This is a genomic window from Gilvimarinus algae (genome assembly GCF_030518215.1).
GTDB classification, from domain to species: domain Bacteria; phylum Pseudomonadota; class Gammaproteobacteria; order Pseudomonadales; family Cellvibrionaceae; genus Gilvimarinus; species Gilvimarinus algae.
The window spans coordinates 39,260-63,540 of the sequence record NZ_JAULRT010000032.1; the positions used below are offsets into that span (position 1 = coordinate 39,260).

Annotated in this window: 22 protein-coding genes and 1 riboswitch; of the genes, 11 read left to right on the forward strand and 11 right to left on the reverse strand. The window is 58.5% G+C overall.

Going from position 1 to position 24,281, the window contains the following annotated elements; translation table 11 throughout:
- The first annotated feature begins 219 nt into the window (after window positions 1-219).
- The 4 genes from QWI16_RS01650 (at window position 220) to QWI16_RS01665 (ending at window position 8,344) form a co-directional block, all read left to right on the forward strand.
- On the forward strand, window positions 220-1,878 hold the full coding sequence (locus QWI16_RS01650; RefSeq protein WP_302710981.1) for an autotransporter assembly complex protein TamA: 1,659 nt from the start codon (window positions 220-222) through the stop codon (window positions 1,876-1,878).
- Window positions 1,878-5,408: a translocation/assembly module TamB domain-containing protein gene (locus tag QWI16_RS01655; protein ID WP_302710982.1), complete on the forward strand. Its 3,531-nt coding sequence runs from the start codon at window positions 1,878-1,880 to the stop codon at window positions 5,406-5,408. The genes QWI16_RS01650 and QWI16_RS01655 overlap by 1 nt, the downstream gene beginning before the upstream one ends.
- 387 nt (window positions 5,409-5,795) lie before the next feature.
- Window positions 5,796-6,611, forward strand: coding sequence for a formate/nitrite transporter family protein (locus QWI16_RS01660; protein WP_302710983.1), 816 nt, complete (start codon window positions 5,796-5,798; stop codon window positions 6,609-6,611).
- A 17-nt stretch (window positions 6,612-6,628) separates the two neighbouring features.
- The gene (locus QWI16_RS01665) at window positions 6,629-8,344 is read left to right on the forward strand and encodes a bifunctional protein-serine/threonine kinase/phosphatase (RefSeq protein ID WP_302710984.1); all 1,716 of its coding nucleotides are present in this window, start codon (window positions 6,629-6,631) and stop codon (window positions 8,342-8,344) included.
- Window positions 8,345-8,389: 45 nt separating this feature from the next.
- Here the strand turns inward: QWI16_RS01665 and QWI16_RS01670 are convergent, their stop codons facing one another.
- From QWI16_RS01670 to QWI16_RS01680, 3 genes are read right to left on the reverse strand one after another with little or no spacing between them, the layout of a single operon-like run.
- A complete protein-coding gene (locus QWI16_RS01670; RefSeq protein WP_302710985.1) occupies window positions 8,390-8,794 on the reverse strand; it encodes a type 2 periplasmic-binding domain-containing protein in 405 nt (134 codons plus the stop codon).
- Window positions 8,795-8,806: 12 nt separating this feature from the next.
- Window positions 8,807-10,024, reverse strand: a complete 1,218-nt coding sequence (locus tag QWI16_RS01675; RefSeq protein WP_302710986.1) for a porin — start codon at window positions 10,022-10,024, stop codon at window positions 8,807-8,809.
- A gap of 22 nt (window positions 10,025-10,046) precedes the next feature.
- Window positions 10,047-11,651, reverse strand: coding sequence for a methyl-accepting chemotaxis protein (locus QWI16_RS01680; RefSeq protein ID WP_302710987.1), 1,605 nt, complete (start codon window positions 11,649-11,651; stop codon window positions 10,047-10,049).
- Between the two features lie 313 nt (window positions 11,652-11,964).
- Between QWI16_RS01680 and QWI16_RS01685 the strand changes: the two genes are divergently transcribed.
- Window positions 11,965-12,177 (forward strand): DUF2061 domain-containing protein, encoded by a 213-nt coding sequence (locus tag QWI16_RS01685; protein ID WP_302710988.1) that lies wholly within the window; start codon window positions 11,965-11,967, stop codon window positions 12,175-12,177.
- A 14-nt stretch (window positions 12,178-12,191) separates the two neighbouring features.
- Here QWI16_RS01685 and tatC read toward each other — a convergent pair whose 3' ends face one another.
- Genes tatC through QWI16_RS01720 form a run of 7 tightly spaced genes read right to left on the reverse strand, consistent with a single transcriptional unit; the run spans window position 12,192 to window position 16,293 of the window.
- A complete protein-coding gene (gene tatC, locus QWI16_RS01690) occupies window positions 12,192-12,944 on the reverse strand; it encodes a twin-arginine translocase subunit TatC (protein ID WP_302710989.1) in 753 nt (250 codons plus the stop codon).
- Window positions 12,941-13,300 carry a Sec-independent protein translocase protein TatB gene (tatB, locus tag QWI16_RS01695; RefSeq protein WP_302710990.1) on the reverse strand — a complete coding sequence of 120 codons (360 nt, stop codon included), beginning with the start codon at window positions 13,298-13,300 and terminating at the stop codon, window positions 12,941-12,943. The genes tatC and tatB overlap by 4 nt, the downstream gene beginning before the upstream one ends.
- Before the next feature lie 14 nt (window positions 13,301-13,314).
- Window positions 13,315-13,539: a twin-arginine translocase TatA/TatE family subunit gene (gene tatA / locus QWI16_RS01700; protein ID WP_302710991.1), complete on the reverse strand. Its 225-nt coding sequence runs from the start codon at window positions 13,537-13,539 to the stop codon at window positions 13,315-13,317.
- A 31-nt stretch (window positions 13,540-13,570) separates the two neighbouring features.
- A complete protein-coding gene (locus QWI16_RS01705) occupies window positions 13,571-13,909 on the reverse strand; it encodes a phosphoribosyl-ATP diphosphatase (protein WP_302710992.1) in 339 nt (112 codons plus the stop codon).
- Window positions 13,906-14,304 (reverse strand): phosphoribosyl-AMP cyclohydrolase, encoded by a 399-nt coding sequence (gene hisI, locus QWI16_RS01710; RefSeq protein WP_302710993.1) that lies wholly within the window; start codon window positions 14,302-14,304, stop codon window positions 13,906-13,908. The genes QWI16_RS01705 and hisI overlap by 4 nt, the downstream gene beginning before the upstream one ends.
- Window position 14,305: 1 nt before the next feature.
- The gene (locus tag QWI16_RS01715) at window positions 14,306-15,103 is read right to left on the reverse strand and encodes an aldo/keto reductase (RefSeq protein ID WP_302710994.1); all 798 of its coding nucleotides are present in this window, start codon (window positions 15,101-15,103) and stop codon (window positions 14,306-14,308) included.
- The gene (locus QWI16_RS01720; RefSeq protein ID WP_302710995.1) at window positions 15,100-16,293 is read right to left on the reverse strand and encodes an NAD(P)/FAD-dependent oxidoreductase; all 1,194 of its coding nucleotides are present in this window, start codon (window positions 16,291-16,293) and stop codon (window positions 15,100-15,102) included. The genes QWI16_RS01715 and QWI16_RS01720 overlap by 4 nt, the downstream gene beginning before the upstream one ends.
- Before the next feature lie 127 nt (window positions 16,294-16,420).
- Here QWI16_RS01720 and QWI16_RS01725 point away from each other — a divergent pair, with 127 nt between their 5' ends.
- The 6 genes from QWI16_RS01725 to waaA all read left to right on the forward strand — a co-directional run bounded on the left by QWI16_RS01725 (window position 16,421) and on the right by waaA (window position 22,363).
- Window positions 16,421-18,166: an NHL repeat-containing protein gene (locus tag QWI16_RS01725; RefSeq protein WP_302710996.1), complete on the forward strand. Its 1,746-nt coding sequence runs from the start codon at window positions 16,421-16,423 to the stop codon at window positions 18,164-18,166.
- Window positions 18,167-18,498: 332 nt separating this feature from the next.
- Window positions 18,499-18,675: a hypothetical protein gene (locus tag QWI16_RS01730; RefSeq protein WP_302710997.1), complete on the forward strand. Its 177-nt coding sequence runs from the start codon at window positions 18,499-18,501 to the stop codon at window positions 18,673-18,675.
- Window positions 18,659-19,810 carry an SGNH/GDSL hydrolase family protein gene (locus QWI16_RS01735; protein ID WP_302710998.1) on the forward strand — a complete coding sequence of 384 codons (1,152 nt, stop codon included), beginning with the start codon at window positions 18,659-18,661 and terminating at the stop codon, window positions 19,808-19,810. The genes QWI16_RS01730 and QWI16_RS01735 overlap by 17 nt, the downstream gene beginning before the upstream one ends.
- 160 nt (window positions 19,811-19,970) lie before the next feature.
- Window positions 19,971-20,318, forward strand: coding sequence for a hypothetical protein (locus QWI16_RS01740; protein WP_302710999.1), 348 nt, complete (start codon window positions 19,971-19,973; stop codon window positions 20,316-20,318).
- Window positions 20,319-20,399: 81 nt separating this feature from the next.
- Window positions 20,400-20,978, forward strand: coding sequence for a CBS domain-containing protein (locus QWI16_RS01745; RefSeq protein ID WP_302711000.1), 579 nt, complete (start codon window positions 20,400-20,402; stop codon window positions 20,976-20,978).
- A 104-nt stretch (window positions 20,979-21,082) separates the two neighbouring features.
- Window positions 21,083-22,363 (forward strand): lipid IV(A) 3-deoxy-D-manno-octulosonic acid transferase, encoded by a 1,281-nt coding sequence (waaA, locus tag QWI16_RS01750; RefSeq protein WP_302711001.1) that lies wholly within the window; start codon window positions 21,083-21,085, stop codon window positions 22,361-22,363.
- Window positions 22,364-22,405: 42 nt separating this feature from the next.
- Here waaA and QWI16_RS01755 read toward each other — a convergent pair whose 3' ends face one another.
- Window positions 22,406-23,788: a TolC family outer membrane protein gene (locus tag QWI16_RS01755; protein WP_302711002.1), complete on the reverse strand. Its 1,383-nt coding sequence runs from the start codon at window positions 23,786-23,788 to the stop codon at window positions 22,406-22,408.
- 269 nt (window positions 23,789-24,057) lie between these two features.
- Window positions 24,058-24,152, forward strand: a riboswitch (TPP riboswitch).
- Window positions 24,153-24,281: the final 129 nt, after the last annotated feature.

Sequence of the window (24,281 nt, forward strand, 5' to 3'; positions counted from 1 at the left end):
TGTGGCAGTGGCGTAGTACCATGGCGCGTCGCGGTAAACGTCGTTGAGCCTTGCACGCGAGCCGCACAGGGAGAACATCAAGCGCGGGGCTGATGCCGGCGCTTAGAGTCCGGATTAAAAATATTCGTGTTGTTATTGTTCCGATCATTCATACCAAAATACCGGGCACATCTACTGTTGTGCTCGCTGTGTCTTTTTGCCGGCTATGCGGGGGCCGCGGTGCCATCGCTGGAGTTAACAGGCGGTACCTCGGCTCTGCGGGAAAATATAAAGGCCTACCTGGACATTGAAGGTCAATCCTGCCGGCTCGCCCGCTGGCACGTAAGGGCGCTGGGGCAGGAGCTCGACCGCAAGATCGATGAGGCCGCCCGGGCGCTGGGCTACTATCACCTGAGTACGGAAAAGTCTTTTGAGCGCACTGAGGAGTGTTGGCGCCTGAGCATAGTGCTGAACCCAGGGCCCGCCGTGGTCTACGACCAAGTGAATGTCGTGCTTGAGGGCCCTGGGGCCGACAATCAGGCGTTGACCAATGTACGTGACGATAAGACGCTGCGAGAGGGGCGGCAATTTAACCACGGCCGCTACGATGCCTACAAAAGTCGCCTTCTGCAGGTGGCCAATACTCAGGGTTATTTCGATGCCGAGTATGTTCGCGCCGAGGTACTGGTGTCGCGCGAGCGCAACACGGCGCGGGTCAATCTGATACTGGATACCGGCGAGCGCTATCGCATCGGCGAGGTGAGTGTCGAGCACGACATTCTGAGCGACGAGCTGATCGATCGTTACATTACCCTCGAGCGCGGCCAGGAGTATCGCTCCGAGGAACTGGTCAAACTCAAAAGTGAGTTGCAGGCCAGCCACTACTTTGGCTCAGTGAGTGTGGAGCCGCAGCTCAATTCGCTCAGCGATGGTGAAGTGCCGATCAATATCAAGCTGATCGGCGGCCCCAAGCACAGTTACTCCATCGGTGCCGGCTACGCCTCGGATACCGGCCCGCGCATTTTGCTCGGCTACGAGAACCGCTATCTCAATAGCGCCGGACACAGTCTGGATGCCAACGTGAACGCCTCGGAGGTGATTACCACTTACCAGGTGGGCTATTCCATTCCTATGAAGCGCCCGGCCTACGAGGTATTGCGCCTGTACACCGGTTTCTCCCAGGAAGACATCAACAAGTCGGTCAGCAACCGGCTGGTCACCGGCGCCAACTACTCGCGCTGGGAAACCAGCTCCTGGTTGAATAACCTGGGGTTGAGCTACGAGGAAGAGGAGTACTCGTTTGGCGAGGACCCTTCCCGCACCTCTGAACTGGTCATTCCGATGTACAGTACCTCTTACACCTCGGTGCAGGATGTGAAGTACCCTCGCTCGGGCTGGAATTTACTGTTCAGGGTAAAAGGCGCCAGCGACGCCTTTGTCTCCAGCACGGACTTTGCTCAGGTCTACGGTCGGGCCAAACTGATTCTGCCTCTCGGCGAGGGCCGGCTTTTGTTCCGTGGTGAAGGCGGTATCACTGAAGTGGACGATTTCAACAAGCTGCCTATCTCCCAGCGTTTTTTTGCCGGCGGTGACGCCAGCGTGCGCGGCTACGACTACAAAACCCTGGGCCCGAAAAACGATGATGACATTGTAATTGGTGGCTCGCGGTTACTGACAGGCTCCATTGAGTACGACCGCAAGGTCTACGGCGATTTTGTCTTGGCGGCTTTTTACGATGAGGGCACGGCTTTCAATAAAGGGTATCTGGAGCCCTACCGGGGCGTTGGTGTGGGCATTCGCTGGGTGTCTCCGGTGGGGCCGGTGCGCGCCGATGTGGCCAAGGCTCTCGACGGTGATGAGGGCTGGCGGCTGCACTTCAGCGTGGGGCCCGACTTGTAATGAAACGGTGGATCCTGCGCGGTATTTTGTTTGTGGTGGTGCTGATCATGTCGCTGATCAGCGTGGCCACGGTGTTGATTGCCACCGAGCCTGGTACCCGGTGGCTTCTTGACGAGGCCAAAGCGCTGACCGGCGCGCGTTTTACTTACCGCGATGGCACACTGCTCAACGGTGTGCAATTGAGCGATCTACATTATCAAGCCGGTGTCGTCGATGTTCAGTTGCAAAGCGCCTCGGTGCGCTGGCACCCCGCCGGAGCTATCTGGGGGCTTTTGCTGGTCGATCACTTGCACCTCGATGGCTTGACGGTTGAGCTCACCCCCGCGGCGGACAAGGAGCAAGACAGCGCTGAAGATTTCGCCTGGCCTGATCTTGGGATACCACTGGTGGTGCGTGTCGGTGATCTCAAACTGCGCCGAGCACTGCTCGTTCAGGGGGATCATCGCTACCGGCTGGAGTCCCTGACAGGTGGTTTATCTTACGGGCCGCGGGCGTTGACGCTCGATGAAGTCCAGGCGCAAAGCGCCGGGCAAACGGCCCAGCTCAGCGGTGATATCGCCCTCGCCTACCCCTACGACTTGCAGGCGACCCTGGCCGTGGCCATGGTGCCACGGCCCGACACGGCAGCGCCTGACGACATTTCGCGTTTTATCCCCGACGTTTTGATCGACCGCGACCTCAAAGGTGAGTTGGAGGCAAAAGGGGATCTCACCGCACTGGATTTCTCCCTGGCGCTGATGGCGCCGGCTGAGCTTGAGGCCGAGGGCCGTTGGAGCACGGGCGTTGAAGGGGAGCCCGCCCTGGAGGCCCAAATAGATGCGCCGCTTCAGGCGCTGGCGAATTACTGGCTGGATATGCCGGCTGTGGCGGGAATGACCGCGGGCGGGCGTCTGTCGCTTGAAGGCTGGATTGACGACTACCGGGCCGTTTTTGTCGGCGACTATCAAGCTCAGGGTTACCCCGGGTTGGCGCTGGAGCTGGAGGCGAGCGGTGATACCGACCATTTGCAATTGTCGCGCATACTGCTTGGCGTCGATCAGGCCGAGCTTGAAGGCACTGGTGAGCTGGTTTGGCGCGAAGGGTTGAGCTGGCACCTGGATGCTCAGGCCGAGGGGGTGAACCCGGCGGTGCTGGTATCGGATTGGCCGGGCAATCTGCGTGGGCAATTTCGCAGTCGTGGTCAGTTCAAAGACGGTGAGCTCGAGTTGGACACTGCCCTGCATTCTCTCGATGGCACCTTGCGCTCGCTCGCCGTTGCCGGTTCGGGTGAGGTGAACTACCGGCCCGAGGAAATGCGGTTTACCGATCTGTCTCTGTCCATCGGTGCCAATCAAGCACACATTGACGGGCGGCTGGGTGAGCGCTTTGACATTGACTGGTCCGTGCGGGCGCCCTTGCTCGAGCAAATTGACCCCGCTATCGGCGGGCAGTTGGTGGTGGAAGGGCAGCTCAAGGGCAGTCGAGACGATCCACAGCTAACCGGTAGCGCCAGTGGAACCAACTTGCGCTGGCAGGACTACAGCGCCGCCCAGCTTTCGGTGAAGTCCGAGCTGGTTAATCTCGCCAACCGCCAGCTGCTGCTGGCCGCCGAGGCCGCCGATCTGCAGCTGGCTGGGCGGGCACTGGCAAGCGCCGAGCTGACGTTTAACGGCAACCCCGGTCAGCACAATGTGAGTCTGGCGCTGGAGCAGGATGAGCGAACTCAACTCAGCCTTGATGCCGCCGGTGGTTGGGATGGCGAACGCTGGGACGGTGCCCTGGGCAGCTTACAGCTGCGCTCGGGCTACTCACGCCCTCTGAGCCTGGCCGATGCCGCCGAGCTTACCCTGGCCGCAGACCGGGTGGCGCTCAGTGGCGCCTGCCTGGTAACCGAGCAGCGCCGGACCGATACCCAGCTGCAGGCCAAGCTGTGCGGCGAGGGTCATTGGGACCGTGAAAACGGCGCCGAGGCGGCCTTTAGTGTCGAGCGGCTGCCTTTGGCACTTCTGCGACGCTGGCTGAAAGAGGAAGTGGATGTCGAGGGCTATCTGCAAGGCGGCGGCGAGTTGTCCTGGGTACCCGGCCGCTCGCCGGTCATTTCGGCAGATTTACAGGCCGTGGACGGTGCCTTTATTCATCAGGTCAGCGAAGAGGAGAGTGATCGCTATCCCGTCAGCGCACTCACCCTGTCCATGAGTCAGAAGGACGGGCAGCTGCAAGCCCGCTCGCGCCTGGCCTTTGAGGGCTACGGCGAGGTGAATGCCCAGTTGCAGGCCGGTGCCGGCGGCGAGAATCTGCGCGGTGAGGTGGTGGCGGCTCTGGATAATCTTTCGCCCCTGGAGGCTCTGCTGCCGGCGGTGCGCGATATTACCGGCAGTCTGTCGGCCAATGCGGACATCGCCGGCAGCCTTGCCCAGCCGCAGTTGACGGTGGACGCCCGCCTGAGCGACGGGGCCTTTGATCTGCCGTCTTTGGGGGTCAGTCTCTCGGGGCTCAACGCCAGAGCTCAGGGCAACCAGCAGGCGCTGGAGGTGACCGCCAATGCCAAAGCCGGTGAGGGCAATCTGGACCTGGTGGTGAACGCGACCGACTTAGTGGGCGATAACTGGCAGGTCATAGCGGAGATTGACGGAGAACAGGCCCATGTGATGAACATTCCTGCGCTCAATTTATGGGTGACACCGGATGTGACTGTGGAGGCCAGCACCTCGGGCATTAAGATCAGAGGCAGCACCCGGGTACCCAAGGCGCATGCGGTGATTAATACCTTGCCGGTTTCCGCCACCCAGACTTCGGACGATGTGGTGGTGATTGACGCCGATACCAGTGCCTCGGGCAACGGCCGACTGCCGGTCTATATGGATTTGGATATTGTGCTGGGCGACGAGGTCACCTTTGATGCCGCCGGCTTTAAGGCGCGTCTGGGTGGCGATCTGTCCATCGACAAGTCGCCCAGCAGGGCGATCTATGCTGTGGGCAGCATTAATATTATCGATGGCCGCTTCCAGGCCTACGGCCAGGACCTCACCATCGAGCGGGGTACCTTATCGTTCCAGGGGCCGCTGGATGATCCTGGCCTGAACGTCACCGCCACACGTGAAGTGGATGACGTGCAGGTGGGTCTGATCATTGGGGGTACTTTGCAAAAACCGGTGACGGAAATTTATTCCCGCCCGCAGCAGACAGAGAGTAATGCCATGTCCATGCTCTTTACCGGCAAGCCGCTCGACGGCGCCTCCTCTGGCGAGGCATCCATGCTGGTCAACGCCATTGCCAAGCTGGGTATCAAGCGCGGCCAGTTTCTGGCCGATGACATTGCCGGGCGTTTTGGTCTGGATGAGCTGACCATCAAATCCGAAGACGATGTGAAAGACAGCCGCCTATGGCTCGGCAAATACCTCACGGAAGACTTGTACGTACATTACGCCATTGGCCTGTTTGACAGCATCTCCACCGTTGGCGTGACCTACTTTATCAGTGACAACCTGCGCCTCGAGGCCGAGTCCGGCGAGGTTCAAAGTGCGGATCTTATTTTCCGCATGGAGCGTTAGACCGCTCCTTGGTTGTGCGCCTATCTCAAAAACACAAATAAAGACGCGCTTTGGCGAGCATTATATTGGTGCTCTATTTGGTCTCTGTCTTTAATTGGTGCAATTATCCCGGCTTTCTCAGTTTTTTCGCTCATAAAAAATTTATGGCTCGGTTTGGATTTTTCCAAGCTGAAGGTGGACCGGGATTTCCTGCCAAAATTAGGGGGGATTGCTCCAATGTGGAGCAGCGTTGGGCGGGTCGGGCACTAAAATGAAACGATAGTTTCGGCCTAAAGTGGTGCATAAATAATAATGTTCTTATTTTTCATGGGGTTGTGGTAAATTTTGATGATGGCACAGTGCTTGCGAAGGGCTGGGTAAACTGTTGTCCCTTAACGAGAGAGTGCCATGGCTTATATAGAACCCGCAGAGTTTGTGACCAAGATGGTCGATTCCGGTGAGCAGAAAGTCTATATGTCCACCAAAGATACCCTGATCCGCGCCTTTATGGCCGGCGCCATCCTGGCTCTGGCCGCGATGTTTGCCATCACCATTACGGTGAATACCGGAAACCCGCTGGTCGGCGCTATTTTGTTCCCCGTCGGTTTCGTCATGTTGTACCTGATGAAGTTTGATTTGCTCACCGGCGTTTTTACACTGGTGCCTCTGGCCTTAATCGACAGGCGCCCGGGTGTCACCTTTGGGCAGGTGATGCGCAACTGGGGCCTGGTGTTTGTTGGTAACTTTGCCGGCGCCCTGACGGTCGCGTTTTTTATGTCGTTTATTCTAACCTATGGCTACAACGTGGACGGCGGTGAGCTGGCCGCCAAAGTTGGCAGTATTGGTGAGTCGCGCACGGTGGGCTACCAGGCTCATGGATTTGAAGGTTGGATGACCATTTTTATCCGGGGCATGTTGTGTAACTGGATGGTGTCCATGGGCGTTGTCGGCGCTATGATCTCCACCTCAGCCACCAGTAAAATGTTTGCCATGTGGATGCCGATCATGCTGTTCTTTTACATGGGTTTTGAACACTCCATCGTCAATATGTTCTTGTTCCCCTTCTCCATGATCATGGGCGGTGAATTTACCGTCAGCGACTATCTGTTATGGAACGAATTGCCCACCGCCTTGGGTAACCTGGTGGGCGGTTTTCTGTTGGTGGGTTTACCGCTCTACTACACGCACGTGCGCACCAGCCCCGAGCGCAGCTTGAGTCGCTGAGCGCCGTTGCGGCCTCAATGAAGGATTGTTTAAAAGTCCGCCTTGGACAATGCACCGACAAAGGCTTGAAAAAAATCAATCAGGACTTTGTTGGTGCCTGTATTCCGCAAGAGCCCATGCTCAGCGGCAAGGGTGTTGCCTTAGCGCTCGCCGATGGCATCAGCAGCAGTGGTGTGAGTCAAGTGGCCAGTGAGACGGCAGTGTCCAGTTTTCTCGCGGACTACTATTGCACCAGCGATGCCTGGTCGGTAAAAAACTCGGTGCGCAAAGTATTACAGGCGACCAACTCCTGGTTGTATTCGCAAACCCGAGCCAGCCCCTACCGTTTTGATCGCGATAAGGGCTACATCTGCACCTTCTGCGCACTGGTGATTAAGTCCAATACCGCGCACCTGTTTCACTGTGGGGACAGCCGCATTTACCGGCTGTTGGATGGGACTCTGGAGCCTCTGACTGAGGATCATCGCCATCGTCTCAGTGCCGATGAGGGTTACCTGACCCGCGCGCTCGGCGTGCATCAGACGCTCGAGGTGGATTATCGCCAGTGCGGCCTGGAGCCGGGCGATTGTTTTATGCTGGCCACCGATGGCGTCTATGAATTTATCAACGCCGAGCAAGTGTTCGGCGTCCTTGCCGGGTGTGGTGACGATCTCGATGCCGCGGCTCGCCAGCTGGTCGATACTGCGTTGGCGAATGGCAGTGACGATAACCTGAGTGTACAACTGCTGCGCATTGAGCAGTTGCCCGGCCAGTCTGCCCATGAAGTTCAGCAGCAGTTGGATAGTCTGCCGTTACCACCGAAGCTGCAGCCGCGTATGGAGTTTGATGGCTATAAAATTTTGCGCGATATTTACATCAGTAGCCGTAGTCACGTGTACCTTGCCGAGGATCTGCATACGGGCCAGCAGCTGGTCATTAAAACGCCGTCAGTGGAGGAGCGCAGTAACCGCGAATATTTGGAGCGGTTTTTAATGGAAGACTGGATCGCCCGGCGTATTGATAACCTGCATGTGCTGAAAGCGCCAGCGCTGCAGCGGCAGCGCCGCTACCTGTATCTGGTGACTGAGTACATCGAGGGGCAGACACTGGCGCAGTGGATGCGCGATCATGCGGTTCCGGATCTCGAACAGGTGCGCAACCTGATGGAGCAGATTGCCCGCGGCCTGCAGGCCTTCCACCGCCAGGAGATGATTCATCAGGACCTGCGCCCCAACAACATCATGCTCGAGCGCGACGGCACGGTGAAAATTATTGATTTCGGTTCAACCCGGGTGGCCGGTGTCGCGGAGACGCGCCCTCTGGATGGCCGCATTCACGGCACAGCGCAATTTACCGCGCCGGAGTATTTTTCTGGTGAGGAACCGAGTGCACGATCGGATATTTTCTCTCTGGGGGTTATTTGCTATCAGCTGCTCACCGGCGACCTACCCTATGGCACCGCCGTCGCCAAGGCGCGCGATCCCCGTGCGCAGCAAAAACTGCAATACCGCTCCATGCGCCTAAAACGCCGCGATCTGCCCGACTGGGTGGACCAAGCCGTGCGCAAAGCCGTGCAGGTGAAACCGCACAAACGCTATTCATTGCTGAGTGAGTTTGTCACGGATCTGCGCAAACCCAATCAGGCGTTCTTACAAAAAAGTCGGCCCCCTTTGATCGAGCGCAACCCGGTGTTGTTCTGGCAGTGTGTTTCTTTGGTCCTGCTCGGCTTGTTGCTGTGGCAGTGGTTTGAATAAAAAAGCCGGCGTTATCGCCGGCTTGTTAGGGGAATGACAGAAGTCTCAGGGCGTCAGTACAACCTTGACCGTGCCGTCCACTTCACCGGAGTTGATATAACCAATAGCCCCGGGCGTACTGGCCACTGCCGCTTTGACCGCTGAGGTGGAATCCAGCGTTCGCGGCGGCTGGCCTTTACCCGTGAACACCTGCTTGGACCAAAAGGCGTTGAGCTGGGCCTGCGAGCGACCGGTGACTTTGGTGTGAAATTCTTCGCGCAGTGGTTGGCCCTCGGCTAAATCAATGGGGTCGGCGCTCTGGCCATTGGGCAGTTGTTTGCTGCGACCGATAAAAAGGTCGCGCACCTGGTTGGCATCCATGCTGTCCGGGCCTGAGGGGTGAGTGATGACCACCACGTCAGCGAGGGCCGCGGGCGCGCAGAGTAGCAGGGCGAGCAGTAAATGTTTCATCGTGCGTCCTCCCTAAAATGCCGAGTCGAGTTTGATGGAATAGACATCGACGTCATCGTAGAGCACCACCGGTGCCGTGTTACCCGCCAGGCCGCCACCGGTATCGCCGAAATCCGAGGCCCGCGTGACATCAAATTTAAGCGCGACGTTGCTCATCACATCCCAGCGTACCCCGAGGCTGTAGGCGCTGCGCTCGGTGTTTTGCACATCCGACAAGGCAATGGCGGCGGTGTTGCCAAACAGAGGACTCTGGGGGTTGGAAATCGCCGAAAAAATAAACGCGCGGGTATAAGGGCGTTCGTCGTCGTCCTTGGTCTCGCGAATAGAGTAGGTGGCGTAAGGTGTAAGCGAGCCAAAGGTGTAGGCAAGGGTCAGGTAGCCCGCGTCGGCATCGGGTGTCGCCCCTTCAATTTCCAGGCGGGTAAACTCCGACAATATTTGCAGACTGCCGTTGTTATAGCCAAAGCCGAGACCGTAAAAATCCGTGGCCAAATCCTCGCCGCCGGTGCTGATGTCGGTCGTGGCGTAGTTGCCGCGCAGGGTCCAGGTGAAATCGGTCCAGGTCGCCGAGCCACCGAACAGGTCGTTGACCTCAAGGCGAACCTCCTGCCCGGATTGAGTAATGTCTTCCTCTGACTCTCCGGCAAAGGCCTGCAGGGTCAATGTCGACATGTCAAAGTTGATGTCGTAGAGACCGTCGATGCCCGTATAGCTGGTTACCGGTATTGCGCCGTAAACTTCTTCGGGCGGGCGCAACCAGGGCTGGGCGTAACCCACTTCCAGTGAGTCCGAATACATAAACAGCGGCAGGCGCATCTTGCCGGCCCGCGCCTTAAAGCTGGGGGTAAATTGGTGGCTGATGTAGGCCCACTCCAGTGCCGGCTCCCAATCCTCGTTGCCGCGGCCGACCAGCTGCATGGTGACTTCGGTTTTATCGCTGATAGAGAAAACACCCTGCAAGCCAAACAGGCTTTCGTTTTCAAAGGTGCCTTCTTCTAAGTAGCCCGCGTAGTCGGCATCGTTACTGGCAAGGCCGTAGGCAACGCTGAAAAAACCGTTAAATCGCAATTTGTCATCCACCGGTTTGTTCAGCTGTTGTTGCATGGATTGTACTTGCTGCTCCAGGGCGGCAATGCGCTCCTGGTCATCGGCGTTGGCACTGGCACAGGCCAGTAGCAAGGCGGCAATGCTGGCGCAGCTCAGTACTCGGGTGTGGCGGTAGGCAATCATGGTGCTCTCCTTGTAGGTTTTTTTAAACCTTAAATTGTGATGCGACGGCACCCAGACGCTTGGAGATATCATCGATATCCTGGCAGATTCCATTCATGGCACTGGTGCTGTCTGTAACGGTTTCCGTGTTTTGATGAATGTCGGTAACGTGCGACATCACCTCGTTAAAGGTGGCGCTTTGTTCGTGGGTGGCCGCGGCAATCTGATCGTTAAAGGTGCTGATCTCACGCACGCTGGCGAGAATGGTTTTCAGAGCCTGCTCTGATTGCTGAGTCGCCTCTACACCGGAGTTGGCTCTTTCCACACTGGCCTCCATGGCGGTGACTGCGCTCTGCGACACTTGTTGCAGCTCGCTGATGACCGTGTGGATTTCCTCAGTTGCCTGGCGGGTGCGTACGGCCAGGTCGCGCACTTCGTCCGCTACCACCGCAAAGCCGCGGCCGTGCTCTCCGGCGCGCGCGGCTTCAATCGCTGCGTTAAGGGCCAGCAGGTTGGTTTGCTCCGCGACGTTTTGAATGGTGTTGAGCAGCTTGCCGACATCGGCGCTAAAGCTGTCGAACTTGTTGACCACCTCAGCGGAATTTTTGACGTCGCCGGCCAGTTCGGTAATGGTTTTGACGTTGGTGTTCAGGGTGATCTGACCCTGCTCGGCGGTCTGGTTGATTTCCCCGGCCTGAATCGAGGCGTTACTGGCGAACTCGGCCACTTCCTGAACGCTGGTCATCAATTCTTCAATGGCGGTGCGCGTAGCGGAAATGGCACTGGCTTGGGCGGCAATTTCCCGCACATTGTCGCCGCTGGTGTTGGTCAGGCGCGCGGATACCTCGCTCAATGAGGCTACGTCTTTAAGGACCTCGGCGAAGGAGGCGTGCAGCTTTTCGACAAACGCGTTGAAGTTATTCACCAGGCCGCGGATTTCATCGGAACCGGTATAGTGGATCCGGGAGGTGAGGTCGCCTTCGCCCGAGGCCATTTCCCCAAGCGAGTGGGAGACCTGCTCAAGGTTGCGGGTAATGGAGCGGCTGATCAGCAGGCTGATAGTGACCAGCACAATAATGGCGATGATTGAGATACCCAGCGAAATCTTGCCGGCAGTTGCGGAGCCCTGCAAAGTGGTGCCGATCGATTGGGTAAAATTGTTTTCGGTTTGCTGCTTCATGGTGTCCAGTTGCTCGCGCAGCTGGTTAAGGCGCTCGGCGTTGCGCCTGGCATCGTCAGCAACCTTGGAAAAGTCCACGGTGCCGTCGATAAAACTGCGGGCAATGCCCGTGGCCGTCTGGTACCAGGTGTCGAGCATATCGCCCACCGCTCTGGCCTTGTCCCGCTCGCCAAGACTCTCCAGTCGCCCCAAATTGCTTTGAATCAATTGATACTGTTTGTTGGCATCGTTCAGTGGTTCAGTGTCGCCCGTGGTCACAGCTGAATTGATGTACTGCTCCATCAGCAGCAAAGTGGCGAGATTGACCGTGGTCAGCTCCAGGGTGGGATAGAGCCGCTCTTGTACGTCTTCGAGTCTTTTGGCATTGCCCCGCTCTACGGCAAGGGTGTAGCCCTGGCTGACGACAAAAGCCACAAGGGCAATCACAACAATCAGCAGCAGCTTGTGGGAGATTTTCAGTTTTAGCACTTAGACGTCCCTTACTGGGTATCCTGACGGGCGGTAGCCTGCAGGCAATACGATCAAAGCGGGTGCAATGGGCCCGGACAGTTCTAATATGGCCGTTTTTATAACGCTCTCGCTATTAATGGGTATAGCAGCAGCCTTTACACTGCGCAAATTGAGACCAGCCCCGCGATGACTATCGGCGCTATTCTAGGGAAGTATTACGTCAAAACGATTAATAGTTTCAGGCAATTGACACTATTGAGCTAATTGGCTAATAAGTGATCATGAGAATCGTTATTATCAACGTGGAGTCAAAGATTAACCGGAGGCGGTCATGATCAAGACAATTACATTTGCTGTATTGCACTTCACCGTCGCGTTTACGGTGACTTACTTACTGACTGGAGACATCCTGGTTGGCAGCGCTGTGGCACTTATCGAGCCGGCCATCAATACCGTGGCATTTTACTTCCATGAACTGGGCTGGAATCGCTGGGGCGCGCACAAGGAAACGGTAGTGGAGGTGTTTGCGCAGCGGGCGGTGTAGCTGGCCGCCCGCGCTCAGGAGGCGGCGTCTGAGTCCTCGGCGCGCCGCCGGTGCAGAATGCGACCAAAAAATACCCCGGCTTCAAACAGCAACCACATGGGCACGGCCAGCAGTGTCTGGGAGATGACGTCGGGCGGGGTGAGCAGCATACCCACGATGAAGCAGCCAACGATCACGTAGGGGCGCTTTTGTGCCATGCCATCGGGGGTGATAACGCCTGCGAGAATCAGCATGATGGCAGCAATGGGAATTTCAAAGGCGACGCCAAAGGCGAAGAACAGCTTGAGGACAAAATCCAGGTAGCGGCTGATGTCGGTCATTATGGCGACGTTCGCGGGCCCGACCGAGGTAAAAAAGCCAAACACCAGCGGAAAGACGACAAAGTATGCGAACGCCATGCCCGCGTAAAACAGCACCACCGAGGAGGCGAGAATCGGCAGTGCCAGCTGCTTTTCATGGCGGTAGAGGCCTGGGGCGATAAACGCCCAGGCCTGATAGAGAATAAAGGGCACGCTCAGCACAAAGGCGGCGAACAGCGTCAGCTTAAAGGGCGTGAGAAAGGGCGAGGCCACCTCGGTGGCGATCATGCTGCTGTTCTCGGGTAAATAGGCCACCAGCGGGTCGGAGATCAGGTCGTAAATCTCGCTGGAAAAGGGCATGAGGCAGGCGCACACCAGGCCCGTGACCAGAAGCGCGCGCAACAGCCGATTGCGCAGCTCAATCAGGTGTTGCACCAGTGGCAGTTCTTTATCGCTGGAGTCGCTCATGATTTGGGTGGCTCATCTGAGCGGCTGCTGTGTTCTTGATGCGCGTGGTCCGGCGCTTCTTCTGGGCCCTGGTAGTGGTCGTGCATGCGCTTGGCCCGCTCGGGCTCCATAGCGCCTTCGATATCGCGCCGGGTCGCCTCGAGATTGCGCATAATTTCCTCGTTGTGCAGCTGGCGGCGGATGTCATCGGCACCGATTTGCTTTTCGATTTCGCTGCGGGTTTCCCGGAGGCTGCGTTTGAGCCGGCCAATCCACAGGCTGACCGCGCGCACCGTTTCCGGCAGGCGCTCGGGGCCGATGATCACCAGCGAGACGATGGCGATCAGCAGCAGCTCAAAAAAGCCTATGTCGAACACGCGCGGCTCCGGGCTTAACGACTTTCGGTTTTATCGTCGCTTTTGCTGGTATCGACAGCGTCGGATTTCTCTGCGTCGATCTGCTTGGGCTGCTCGGATTTGTCGTCGTCGCTGACGGAGTTCTTAAAGCCTTTGATGGCCTCGCCCAAGTCCGACCCCATACCCCGCAGGCGCTTGGTGCCGAACAACAAGGCGACGATGACCAGAATGATTAACAGTTGCCAGGGACTAAAACCCATGTGTCTACCCTCTTGTATGTGGTGGGCGGTGTTACTTGGACCGCGCGGCTTTTTCATCGTGCCCGGATACGCCAAAGCGCCGGGCCAGTTCGTTCAGGACACTCTCGGCTGATTCATCCAGGTGCGAGAGCATCACCAGCGAGTGAAACCACAAATCGGCGGTCTCGGCGATCAGTTCGCGCTTGTCGCCGGAGCGCTCGGCATCCTTGGCGGCCAAAATGGTCTCGGTGGCCTCTTCACCCACTTTTTCGAGAATCTTGTTCAGGCCTTTCTGGTGCAGGCTGGCGACGTAAGACTCGCCCGCGCCGGCACCTTTACGCTGCTCCAGAATGCGTGTGAGCTCTGCCAGAATGTCGTTTTGCTCGCTCATTGGTATATCTCGTTTGGGTCTTTCAGCACCTTATCCACCGCGCGCCACTGGCTGTCGTCGAGGCTGCGGTAAAAGCAGCTTTCGCGCCCGGTGTGGCAGGCAATGCCTCCCAGTTGTTCCACCTTGAGCAGAATCACGTCGGCGTCGCAGTCCAGGCGCAGGTCGTGCAACTTTTGCACATGACCGGAAGTTTCGCCCTTGCGCCACAACTGACCGCGCGAGCGCGACCAGTAAATCGCACGCCCTTCGCTGGCGGTTAGGGCCAGGGCTTCGCGATTCATCCAGGCCATCATCAGGATTCGGCCGCTCTGGTAGTCCTGGGCGATGGCGGGCACCAGGCCCTGATCGTCCCACTTTATCTCATCCAGCCAGTCACTGGCTTGGGGGTCTGTCATGCTAGGCTCCGCTGAGGCTGTGTTTGGCTTTGGCGATATTATCACGTAAGTGGTGGCGGTTGATGGTGCCGACAATAGCGCTGGTCACCGCTGGGTGAGCAAAGGCAAAATCCAGGCAGTGTTGCACCGGGTCGGCATCATCGCCGCTCAAATGGCCGCTGGCGAGGGCTTTTTTCAGAAAAACGCCTTTGCCGAGGCGCTGGCACTCATCCAGTACCGGCTGCTCGAGAGTATGCTGCGGGTTATAAGTGACCATAACGCAGTCGGACTCGCGCGCGGCCAGCAGGCCGCCTTCCACGGTTTTGGTGGACATGCCGAAAGCGCGAATCAGTCCCTGCTGTTTGAGTTGGGCCAGAGCGTCAAAGGCGCCGCTGTTTTCGATGATGTCCACGTCCTCGCCGTTGGAGTGGACCAGTACCAAGTCCAGCCAGTCGCGGTTGAGTCGCTTGAGCGATCGCTCTACGCTTTTGCGAGTGTGAGCGGCGCTGAAATCAAAGCGGCTTTGGCCGTTTTCAAACTCTTCACCGGTTTTACTGCAGATCACCCAGTTGCGAGCGCCGGCGCCAAGCAGTTTGCCCAGGCGCTCCTCGCTGGTGCCGTAGGCGGGTGCGGTATCGATCAGGTTAATGCCGCAGTCGTTGGCGAGCCGGATAAGCTCAGCCGCCGCCTCATCCGAGGGCAACTCAAAGGCCGAGGGGTACTTGACTCCCTGATTGCGGCCGAGCTTGACCGTTCCCAGCCCCAGTGCGCTGACGCACAGGCCGGTTTGCCCGAGTGGCCGTTGGCTGAAGTGGTTCATGGTGTCTCCCAGGGTAGGGGGGCAAGGGTCGGTGTACCGAGCCTGGCTTGCAATTGCTCGATACCCGCCTCCGCTTCGATTGGCGCGGGCAGCAGCGCCATTACCCGACGCGCCATGTTCGGTGCCAGGGTCAGTTTTGTAGGCCAGGCGACGATCACATTGTCGAGACCCTGGGCCAGCTCGGCAAAGGCCTGGTCGGGGCGCGTGAGGCCGGGCTGCCGGGGCTCGGCTCTTTCAATATATAACGTAGAGAAATCCGCGTCTCTAAAGTCAAGCCAGGGAAACAGTTGCGCCAGTTCCCGGCGCCCCGCCGCGATCAGGGCATCATCGCTCATTCGCGCGCCCTCCTCGGCGAGCGAGCCGCCCAAGTACCAGATCATGGCGCCATCGTCGGCAGGGTGGCTGGAGATGGTCAGCCGCGGGGTCTTGTCCGCTCCGAGACAATGGCCGTAGAACGCATAGGGGTGGTGGTGGCGAACCACCAGTTGGCGCAGCGGGCGCAGTTGCTGCTGCGGTTGGTCGGCTCCGAGTTTTTCCAGCACAGCGGCATTCCCGCGACCGGCGGCGAGCACAAAGTGCCGCGCGCACACACGAGTGCCGTCGGCGAGTTGAAGCTCGGCCTTATCGCCCCGGCGCTGCCATTGATGATCGCCAAGGGCAAACAGCAAACCTTTGTTGTTGCCGGCCAAATTGGCGATCAGCGAGGGAACGTCCACCACCATGTCCACCAGTTTGTACAGGCTGCCACTAAATTGCGGCGTATCAAACAGCGGCGGGCGCTCGGCGGGTGGGACTTTTTCCACTCGCCCGCGCAGGGCCCGGCTGGCAAAAAAACTGGTGAGCCGGCCGGCGGCGGATGCCGACCACATGTAAAAGTGATCGCTCAGCAGGCGCGTCTGACGCAGGTCCACTTCGCCCTCGCCTTTCAGGCAGCTACGCCACAGGCCAGGCATGTCGGCAATGGCCTCGGAGGCGCCGCTGAGCGCGCCCGCCAGAGTGTATTTAACGCCGCCGTGAATCATCCCCTGAGAGGCGAGGGTTTGCTCAGCGCCAAGAGAGCCTTTGTTGAACAGGGCGCAGCTATAACCCCGGTCGCGCAGCCGCTCAAGCAGCCACAGCCCCGCCACACCGCCGCCGATAATGGCGGTGTCGAGGTTGATCACTTTGTCGGTTGTACTGCTTAAGGTCATGGGTGAGCCGGCTTGGGAAATTCAAGGCGCGTAGTATATCGGTAATTGGGCGGCTGTGCCGATGCCGGACCTGACAGAGTAGCCTCGTTTCAGTAGTATGCGCGCTTGCTTTTGACGGGGAAAGTCCATGCAGGGAAAGTCTAGAATTGCCGCTATTGGTATTGTGCTTGGCGCGGGTATGGCGCTCGCGATCTACCTGTGGGCATCCGCTGGGCAGGCGCGCTTGTTCGGTTACGGATTTATGCGGCTTGATCAGGGGCAGCTGGTTGTCAACTTCGATCGCCATCTGGTTTGGCTGGACAGCAGAGGCCGCGAATTGTCGGCCAAAGATCTTGGCGCGGCGGGACTCCACCCGGCCGGCGATTTTGATTTTTTTGCCAATGGCGATCTGCTGATTTACCACCGCGCCAAGCCCCGCAGCGTGTGGCAAAACCTACGGGCTTTTTTCAGGCTGCGTGAAGGGCCCTTACGGCCGGATACCACTGGCCCGGCTGATCTCACCAGGCCCGATGGGTTCTACCGCTGCGCGCTCGACCCAGTAAGGTGTCAGCCCCTCGTCGACACCGAAGTTCTGCCGGCCCGCAGTTCGCGTTTTGTGATCGATCGGCGCCGCGATCTGATTTATCTGGCGGATACATCGGACCACAGCCTCTACAAGCTCAGTGCCAGCGGTCAACCCCTGGCCTCGCGCCGTGAGGGTTTTGCATTTCCCAATCAGTTGCTGCTGCGCGGTGATGAGCTTTGGCTGGCCGACACCAATCACCACAGTGTGGTGCAGATCGATACCGACACTGAGCGTTTTGCCGAGGTGCTACAAACGTTTGAAGTCGCGGCGGGTAATAGTCATCGCTGGCCGCATCAGTTGGCCGAGAGCGACGTTGGGCTGTGGGTGCTGCTCGGTAACCACGCCATGGCCGATGGCAAGCTGCGTTTCTTAAGCGCCACCGGCGAGCTGAGCCAGCCCCTGGGGCCGGCCGCCTTGGCGCAGGCGGGGCTGAATGATCCGCTGGCCATCCACTTCTGGCAGGATGCGCTTTGGGTGAGTGACTTCTCCGAGCCAAAGCTGGTCCGTCTCCACCCCGGCACGGGCGAGGTCTTTGACGTGCAGTCTGAGACACTGGCCACCCTGGAGCAAGGCTACCGCACTGAGCACGAGCGCTATCATCGTTTTATCTTGCTGGCGCTGTTGTTGTTTGCCCTGGTGATGGTGAGCGGTTCTATTGCCGCCTGGCGTTTAGAGAAAGATCAAACCCGTCGCAAACTCAGCGCTTGGACAAAGCCTGCCGAGTTTGACGTCGGTGGCGAGGTCACCGCCACCGGCCGCGCCGATATTTTATGGATTCGCAGCGGCCTGGCCACCTGGCACCGCCGCTTGCCCGCCGTGCTCTGGTTCTGCTGGGTGGCCATTGCGCTGCTGGTCCTTTCGCTTGGTTTTGGTGCGGCGGGCTTTTCTCCGAGCTTGCTGTGGCTGATGTTCGCTATGTTGGTGTTTCTGGGTGTTGTTAACCTAATGGCGCAGCGCATTTTGAACTCTATTGTGAAGTCCAGGCTCGGGGTAATTGGCGATTCTCTGGTGTTAGTTGATGCGGCTGGTCGACGCACCGTCGCCAGAGGCAGCAATATTCGCTACAGCGCCCAATTTCTGTTGGCCGATGACGTCGCGGTCGCTTTAGGCAATCAGAATCTGCGTTTTTTTGCCGAGGATGAGCTTAAGCGTTGGGTGTACCCGCGCCTGGGTGATGCCCACAAATTATCTGCCCGTGAACAGTGGGCGGCCCTGTGGCGGCTGCGGCATCCACATGTGACCTCGGCGGCGGGGATCTTGGCGGCCATGTTGATCTTTTTACTGGTGTTGGAATACGGCGTGTCATAACCCGAAAACGCACAATTGCAACACTCGGCAAACACAAACGCCATACAAAGCGAGCTGGTGGTACGCCTTCGTGTTGCGCAAGTTGATTGCTTTGTGTACTATCTTTCGCTCACTGTGAAACTGCGAATATTGCTATGAAATCACGCACTATTTTTACTTGTCGCCAGCCTTGGGCCTCCACCGGTCGCCTGATGCACGTGCGCTTTTCCGTTTCGCAGCTTATTGGATTTATCTGAAAATAACAGGGGCCGCGAATCGATCGCGGCCTTCTAAGCTTTCCTTTCCCCTTATTAGTCCGCCATCGATAGAGCCCTGCACATGGAGTGCTGGGGATGTTCAGCTTTATCAAAAAATACTTGCGTCGGCACAGGCCTCGCAAACCAGATGTCGTTTATCCTAACGACGAGCATGATGTCGCCTTGCAGAAAGATGCGGGTATTCGGGTAACGCGTATTCGCCTGCCCTCCGGGCGGGAGCTTGTGGTGATTCATCGTGACGATCAACAGTAGCGAGGGCTTGGCAACAGGCTTTAAAATGCGCGCTTACCATAAGGAGAACGCCATGCCCACTTTGTCCCTGAGAGCCACGGTTTGCCTGTGCCTGCTGTTTATGAGCGCCGGCCTTTGCGCTGAGCAGCTGATTGCGCCGGATCAAACACACTTTAGTTACCGCGGCCGCATCGACTTTGCTGAGCCCGCGGCGCCTGTGATGAGTTGGCCGGCTACACGCATTGATGCGGCTTTTCGCGGTCGCTCGGTCGCCCTGGTGCTGGACGATGACAGCGGCCGCAATTTTTACAGTGCCTTTATCGATGAGCGCTGGAATGAGCCGGTGGTCCTGGACCTCAAGCCCGGTAAGCACACCTATCCGGTGGCTAATAACCTGACCGGTGGTGAGCATCGGTTGACGCTGGTGAAACGCACTGAAGGAGAAGAGGGCGCCACTCGCTTTCTCGGCCTGAACCTCGACGACGAGGCACAGATGCTTGCGGCGCCCGAGCTTCCCGCCAGGCGCATTGAAATTTACGGTGACTCGATCACCAGCGGTATGGGCAACATGTCGCCGCTCGAGGGCGAGGACGGCCGGCTGGAGGACAAGAACAGTTTTATGTCCTACGGCGCGATTACCGCGCGGGCGCTGGGAGCCGATTACCGGGCCATCTCGCAAAGCGGCATAGGCATTATGGTGAGCTGGTTTGATTTCACCATGCCAGATTTTTACGATCAGCTGACGGCGGTGGGCGATAATGACAGCCAGTGGGATTTTAGCCTCTGGACACCTCAGGTGGTGGTGATCAACCTGTTGCAGAATGACAGCTGGTTAGTGGAGAAACGTCTGAACCCGGTGCCCACCGATGAACAGCGTATCCAGGCCTATTACGACTTTATCCAGCGTATTCACACCCGCTACCCCGAAGCGCTTATTGTGGCGGCTTTGGGCAGCATGGATGCCACGCGGGAGGGCTCGCCCTGGCCCGGTTATATTGAGGCGGCGGTAGCGCGCTTTGAGCAGTCTCATCCGCAGGCGCGCTTGGGCACCGTGTTTTTCCCCTTTACCGGTTACGGCCAGCACCCACGTGTGGTGCATCACAAGGCCAACGCCGGGCGGCTAACGCAGTACATCAAAGAGCAAATGGACTGGTAGGGCTGCCAATCTTTGTCAGCGCGGGTAAAGTTTTCACAGGCGACTTGAATTCTGCCGGCGCTGGCCTTAAATAGAAAGTAATGGCCTCACAAGGGCCGCCCCTTTTCTCAGGCGATGGCTCGCACCACGGCGCCGCCTGCCTCTTCAGGTTATACGCACTATGCATCTGCAGGCCGCTATACCGACCGACCGCAAAGGTGCCCTGTCACGGGTGCTGGGTTGGTTGTGTTTGCCGCTGGTGTTGTTAAGCCTTGCCCTTGGTGCCGAGGCGCGCAAGTCCGATGTGTCCGGGGCCGAGCCCCGCGACTTGGTCCACGAACTGCTGGCCGTTCACACGCCGACGCCGGTGGACACCCTCGAAGAACCCGATCACGATGTTATCCGCGCGCTGCCAGCGCCGGCCAGCGAGGCCTACAGCGGCGCCGCGCTCTACGCCTCAGCAGGTGCTCCTGCCCTAAAACCCATACCGGCGTTTATTGCCCGGGCCCCACCGGTTCTATCTCTCTGATTCGCAAGTCACCAAACCTTGTAAACATCATTGCGTAGCACCGCCGCGTCTGATTCCGGCGCCTGCTACCCGGAGACAGATATGAAACCCGTACCCAGTATTCCCGTGTGCCGTTTAAACCATAACCTCGCGCTCAGCCATATTGAAACGCCAGACATTACCCTTTCCAGCCCGGCCGAAAAGGTCTTTCTCGATTTTGACATTCGCCAGCCCATGGTGCTGGATCAGGGGGTGAGCGTCGATGATGCCGCCTATCTGATGCGCATTACCCACGCCAGAATCACGCTGGTAGTGGGCCGCAATCAGCAACTGCTGGGGGTGGTCAGTCTGCGTGATATTGAGAGCGTCAAAGTGCTCGCCACGGCCTCCGCCATGGGCGTTGCTCGCGCCGACCTCAGTGTCAAAGACATTATGACACCCACAGTGCGGCTGCAGGGCATTACCCGCGAGGTCCTGGCGCGCGCAAAGGTAGCGGATGTGGTGGAGGTGCTGGAGTTTGAAGGCCAACACTATCTACTGGTGCTGGACGCCAAAGACCAGATCTGCGGCATGATCAGCGCCGACGAAGTGGCCCATCGCCTGGGCCGCCACCTGGACATCGAGCCTGTGGCTCATAGTTTCAACGAGGTCTTCAGCGCGCTCAAAGTCAGCAATCACTGATAACCCGTCGGGCCCGCTGCCGGGCCCGTCAGATCCGCGGGTTAACGCGCTTTCCCTCAATCTCTACTGCCGTTATGCTGTCGGCTTTTGTCGGCAGCTTTTTCATGCGACTGGTTTATTGCCTCGTTTACTATCTTTGTATTCCACTGATTCTGTTGCGTCAGCTGTGGCGCGCGCGCTTCGACCGCCGGCATCTGGCGCGTCTGCCCGAACGCTTTGGGTTTGTCCGGCCATTGACCGGTGAGCACCAGCAGTTGTGGATTCATACCGTTTCGGTCGGTGAGTTTCTCGGCGCTCTGCCCTTGATTCAGCGCTTGCTGGCGCGGGAGAACTGCGAGCTGATCGTTACCAGCATGACGCTCACTGGCTCTGAGCGTATTCGCCACGCACTGGGTGACCGAGTCCAACATTTTTACATGCCCTACGACTTACCCGGAGCCGTCCGGCGCTTTATCCGCAGGGTAGACCCCGACCTGCTGGTGATCATGGAAACCGAGCTCTGGCCCAATACTCTGGCCGCCTGCCGCGAGCTAGGGGTGCCCTCACTTTTGGTTAACGCCCGGCTATCAGAGCGCTCAGCGCGCGGTTATGCACGCCTGCCTGGCTTTACCGCAGAGATGTTAAGTGACCTGAGTCGCGCGGCGGTGCAGCAGCGGGCCGACGCCGAGCGCTTCCACGCCCTAGGTCTTGCGCAGGACAAAACCCAGGTCACCGGGAACATCAAGTTTGATATCGAGATCGGCGGGGAGCTGCGCTCGCAGGCGGCCGTGCTCAAATCCCAATGGTCTGTCGGTGGTCGCCGCCTGATCTGGATGGTCGCCAGCACTCATGCGGGGGAGGATGAGATTATCCTGGAGACGCTGACAAAACTGCGTCGGGCGGGCATAGACGCCGGGCGGCTTTTACTGGCGTTGGTGCCGCGCCACCCCGAGCGTTTTGAGCGGGTGGCCGCACTGATTGCCGAGCGCGGTTTTACTCTTGAGCGGCGCTCCGGCGGCGCCACACCGCCGCCCGGTGTGGATGTGTTGCTGGGCGATACCATGGGCGAGATGAAACTGCTGTTCGGCGCCAGCGACATTGTCTTTATGGGGGGGTCGCTGGTGGATGTGGGCGGGCACAACTTTATCGAGCCGGCGGTGTGGGCCAGGCCCCTGCTGAGTGGTCCTGTGCTGCACAATTTTACTGAGGTCTCCAAGCTGCTGATTGAGGCTGGTGCCCTGCAGGTGGTTCAGGGCAGTGAGGATCTGGCCACGGCGCTGCAAGCGCTGGTGGAGGATGAATCCCTCAGGCTGGCCGGTGGCCGGGCGGCCCTGCAGGTCGCTGAGGCGAATCGCGGGGCACTGGATCGCACCCTCGGCGTGATTGACTCGATGCTTCAGCCATAAAAAAAGCAGCCATCGGCTGCTTTTTTATTTCACTGTGACGCGTTACAGGCCATAGTCGCTGCGGCGCACCATGGTGCCATCTTTCAGGAAGTCGTCGATACGCTCCACGTCGGCCGGGGTCAGCATACCGGCGGATTCGCGCAGGCGTGTCATCTGAATAATGTAATCGTAGAGTGCGTTGGAGTAGTCGCGTCGCGCCTGATACAGCGAGCGCTGCGCCAATAGCACTTCCACGAGGTTGCGGGTGCCCACTTCAAAACCCGACTGGGTCGCCTTGACCGCACTTTCGTTGGAGACAATCGCCTGTTTGCGCGCTTTAACGCGGGCCACGCCTGTCTCAACTGCCAGGTGCAGAGAGCGGGTGTTCTGGATCACGTTGCGCTGCTGAAAGTTAAATTCCTCATCGGCCTGCATGGCGCGGGCATAGGCCTGGCGGCGCTGGCCCGAGGTGCGCAGGCCACTGAACAGTGGCACACGAAGCTCCAGGCTCACCGAATGACCTTCACTTTCGTAGTAGCTGGTGGGCGTGCCCATGACGTCGGTTTCCGAATCGGTCTCGGTGTAGCCGGCGTTGGCACTCAGTGTCGGCAGGTGGTTGGAGCGTGCGGCTTTGGCCTGTTGCTCGGCGGCATTGGCCGCTTCACTGACGGCCTGCAAGGTAAAGTTGTTTTCCAGGGCAAACTCCACCCAGGCGTGACGCTCTGAAGGTGAGGGCGGCACCACAGGGAAGTCTTCGTCCAGAGGCGCAATGGCATCGTGGGACTGGCCGGTCAGTACCTCTAGGGCTTCGTAGCGGATACCCAGCTGGCCCCGCGCTTCCAGCGTGGCGGCCTGGGCGCTGTCAAAAGCGGCTTGGGCATCGTGCACGTCGGTAATGGGGGTAAGTCCCACCTCAAAGCGCTGCTTGGTTTGTTCGAGTTGTTGCTCCAACGCCTTTTCTTCGGCGATGGTTGCCTCCAGGTTATCGATGGCCCGCAGAACGTTGAAGTAGGCCTCGGCAACGCGCACGATCAGGCTCTGCTGGTCGGCGGAGTACTGCGCCTTGGCCTGCTCGCTCAGGGCAATGCCCTGCTGGTAGGTGTGCCAGGCGTTGAGATCAACGAGGGCCTGGTCGAGGTTCAACCCCCAGCGCACCACATCGCTCTCCGATTCGCCGGGCGGCTGGGTGACGGCCTGTCCATTGCTGATTTCGTAGGTGGTTTCCGACTCGCTCAGGGTGTAGCTGCCGCTGCCACTGATTTGCGGCAGGAGCCCGGCGCGGGCGATGGTCTTGTTTTCCAGACCTGCCTCATAGGCGGCGCGGTCGGCCTTGAGCTGGGGGTCGTTTTCCAGCGCCAGCTGATAAATGTCCAGAATCGAGTTGGCCTGGGCGCTGCTGCTCAGTGCGACCAGCGCGGCGATTAGGTAGCGTTTCGTCTTCTTCATTTGGTTTCCCAGTTGGTCATTCTTCCGTTTGAAAGCGACTGCCGGACGTGGCTGCGCGGCAAAGTGTGCGGTGTCAGTGAGACGTCTTTCCCGCCAAAAAAGTTGCACTGCCTAAATTGGAGTAGGGAGAAGCCTCTGTAATCAGCCCCAAAGTTTATCCGTTTGGAGCTTTCAGGTCGATATGAATAAACGTTCATTTTCCGCTTGAGGGGTAAAAAACCGTAAATTGGCCGCTTTACAGGTGGGGGTCACTTTCACTAGACTGCCAGTCTTTCTTGTCGGGGTGCTTCGCGTAGCGAGGCTGAGAGAGTCCCGCCGACCTGATCCGGTTAGTACCGGCGTAGGGAACGAGAGCTTTATGATGATCACAGCCAACGTTTATTTTCCCCTGTCTCCCGCCCCGGTTGTGGCCACGCCTACCCTTTGTTTAAACCTTGATTGTTCAGACATTGATTCGGTGAAAGCTTTGGTTCCTGCGCTTATGCACAGGAGC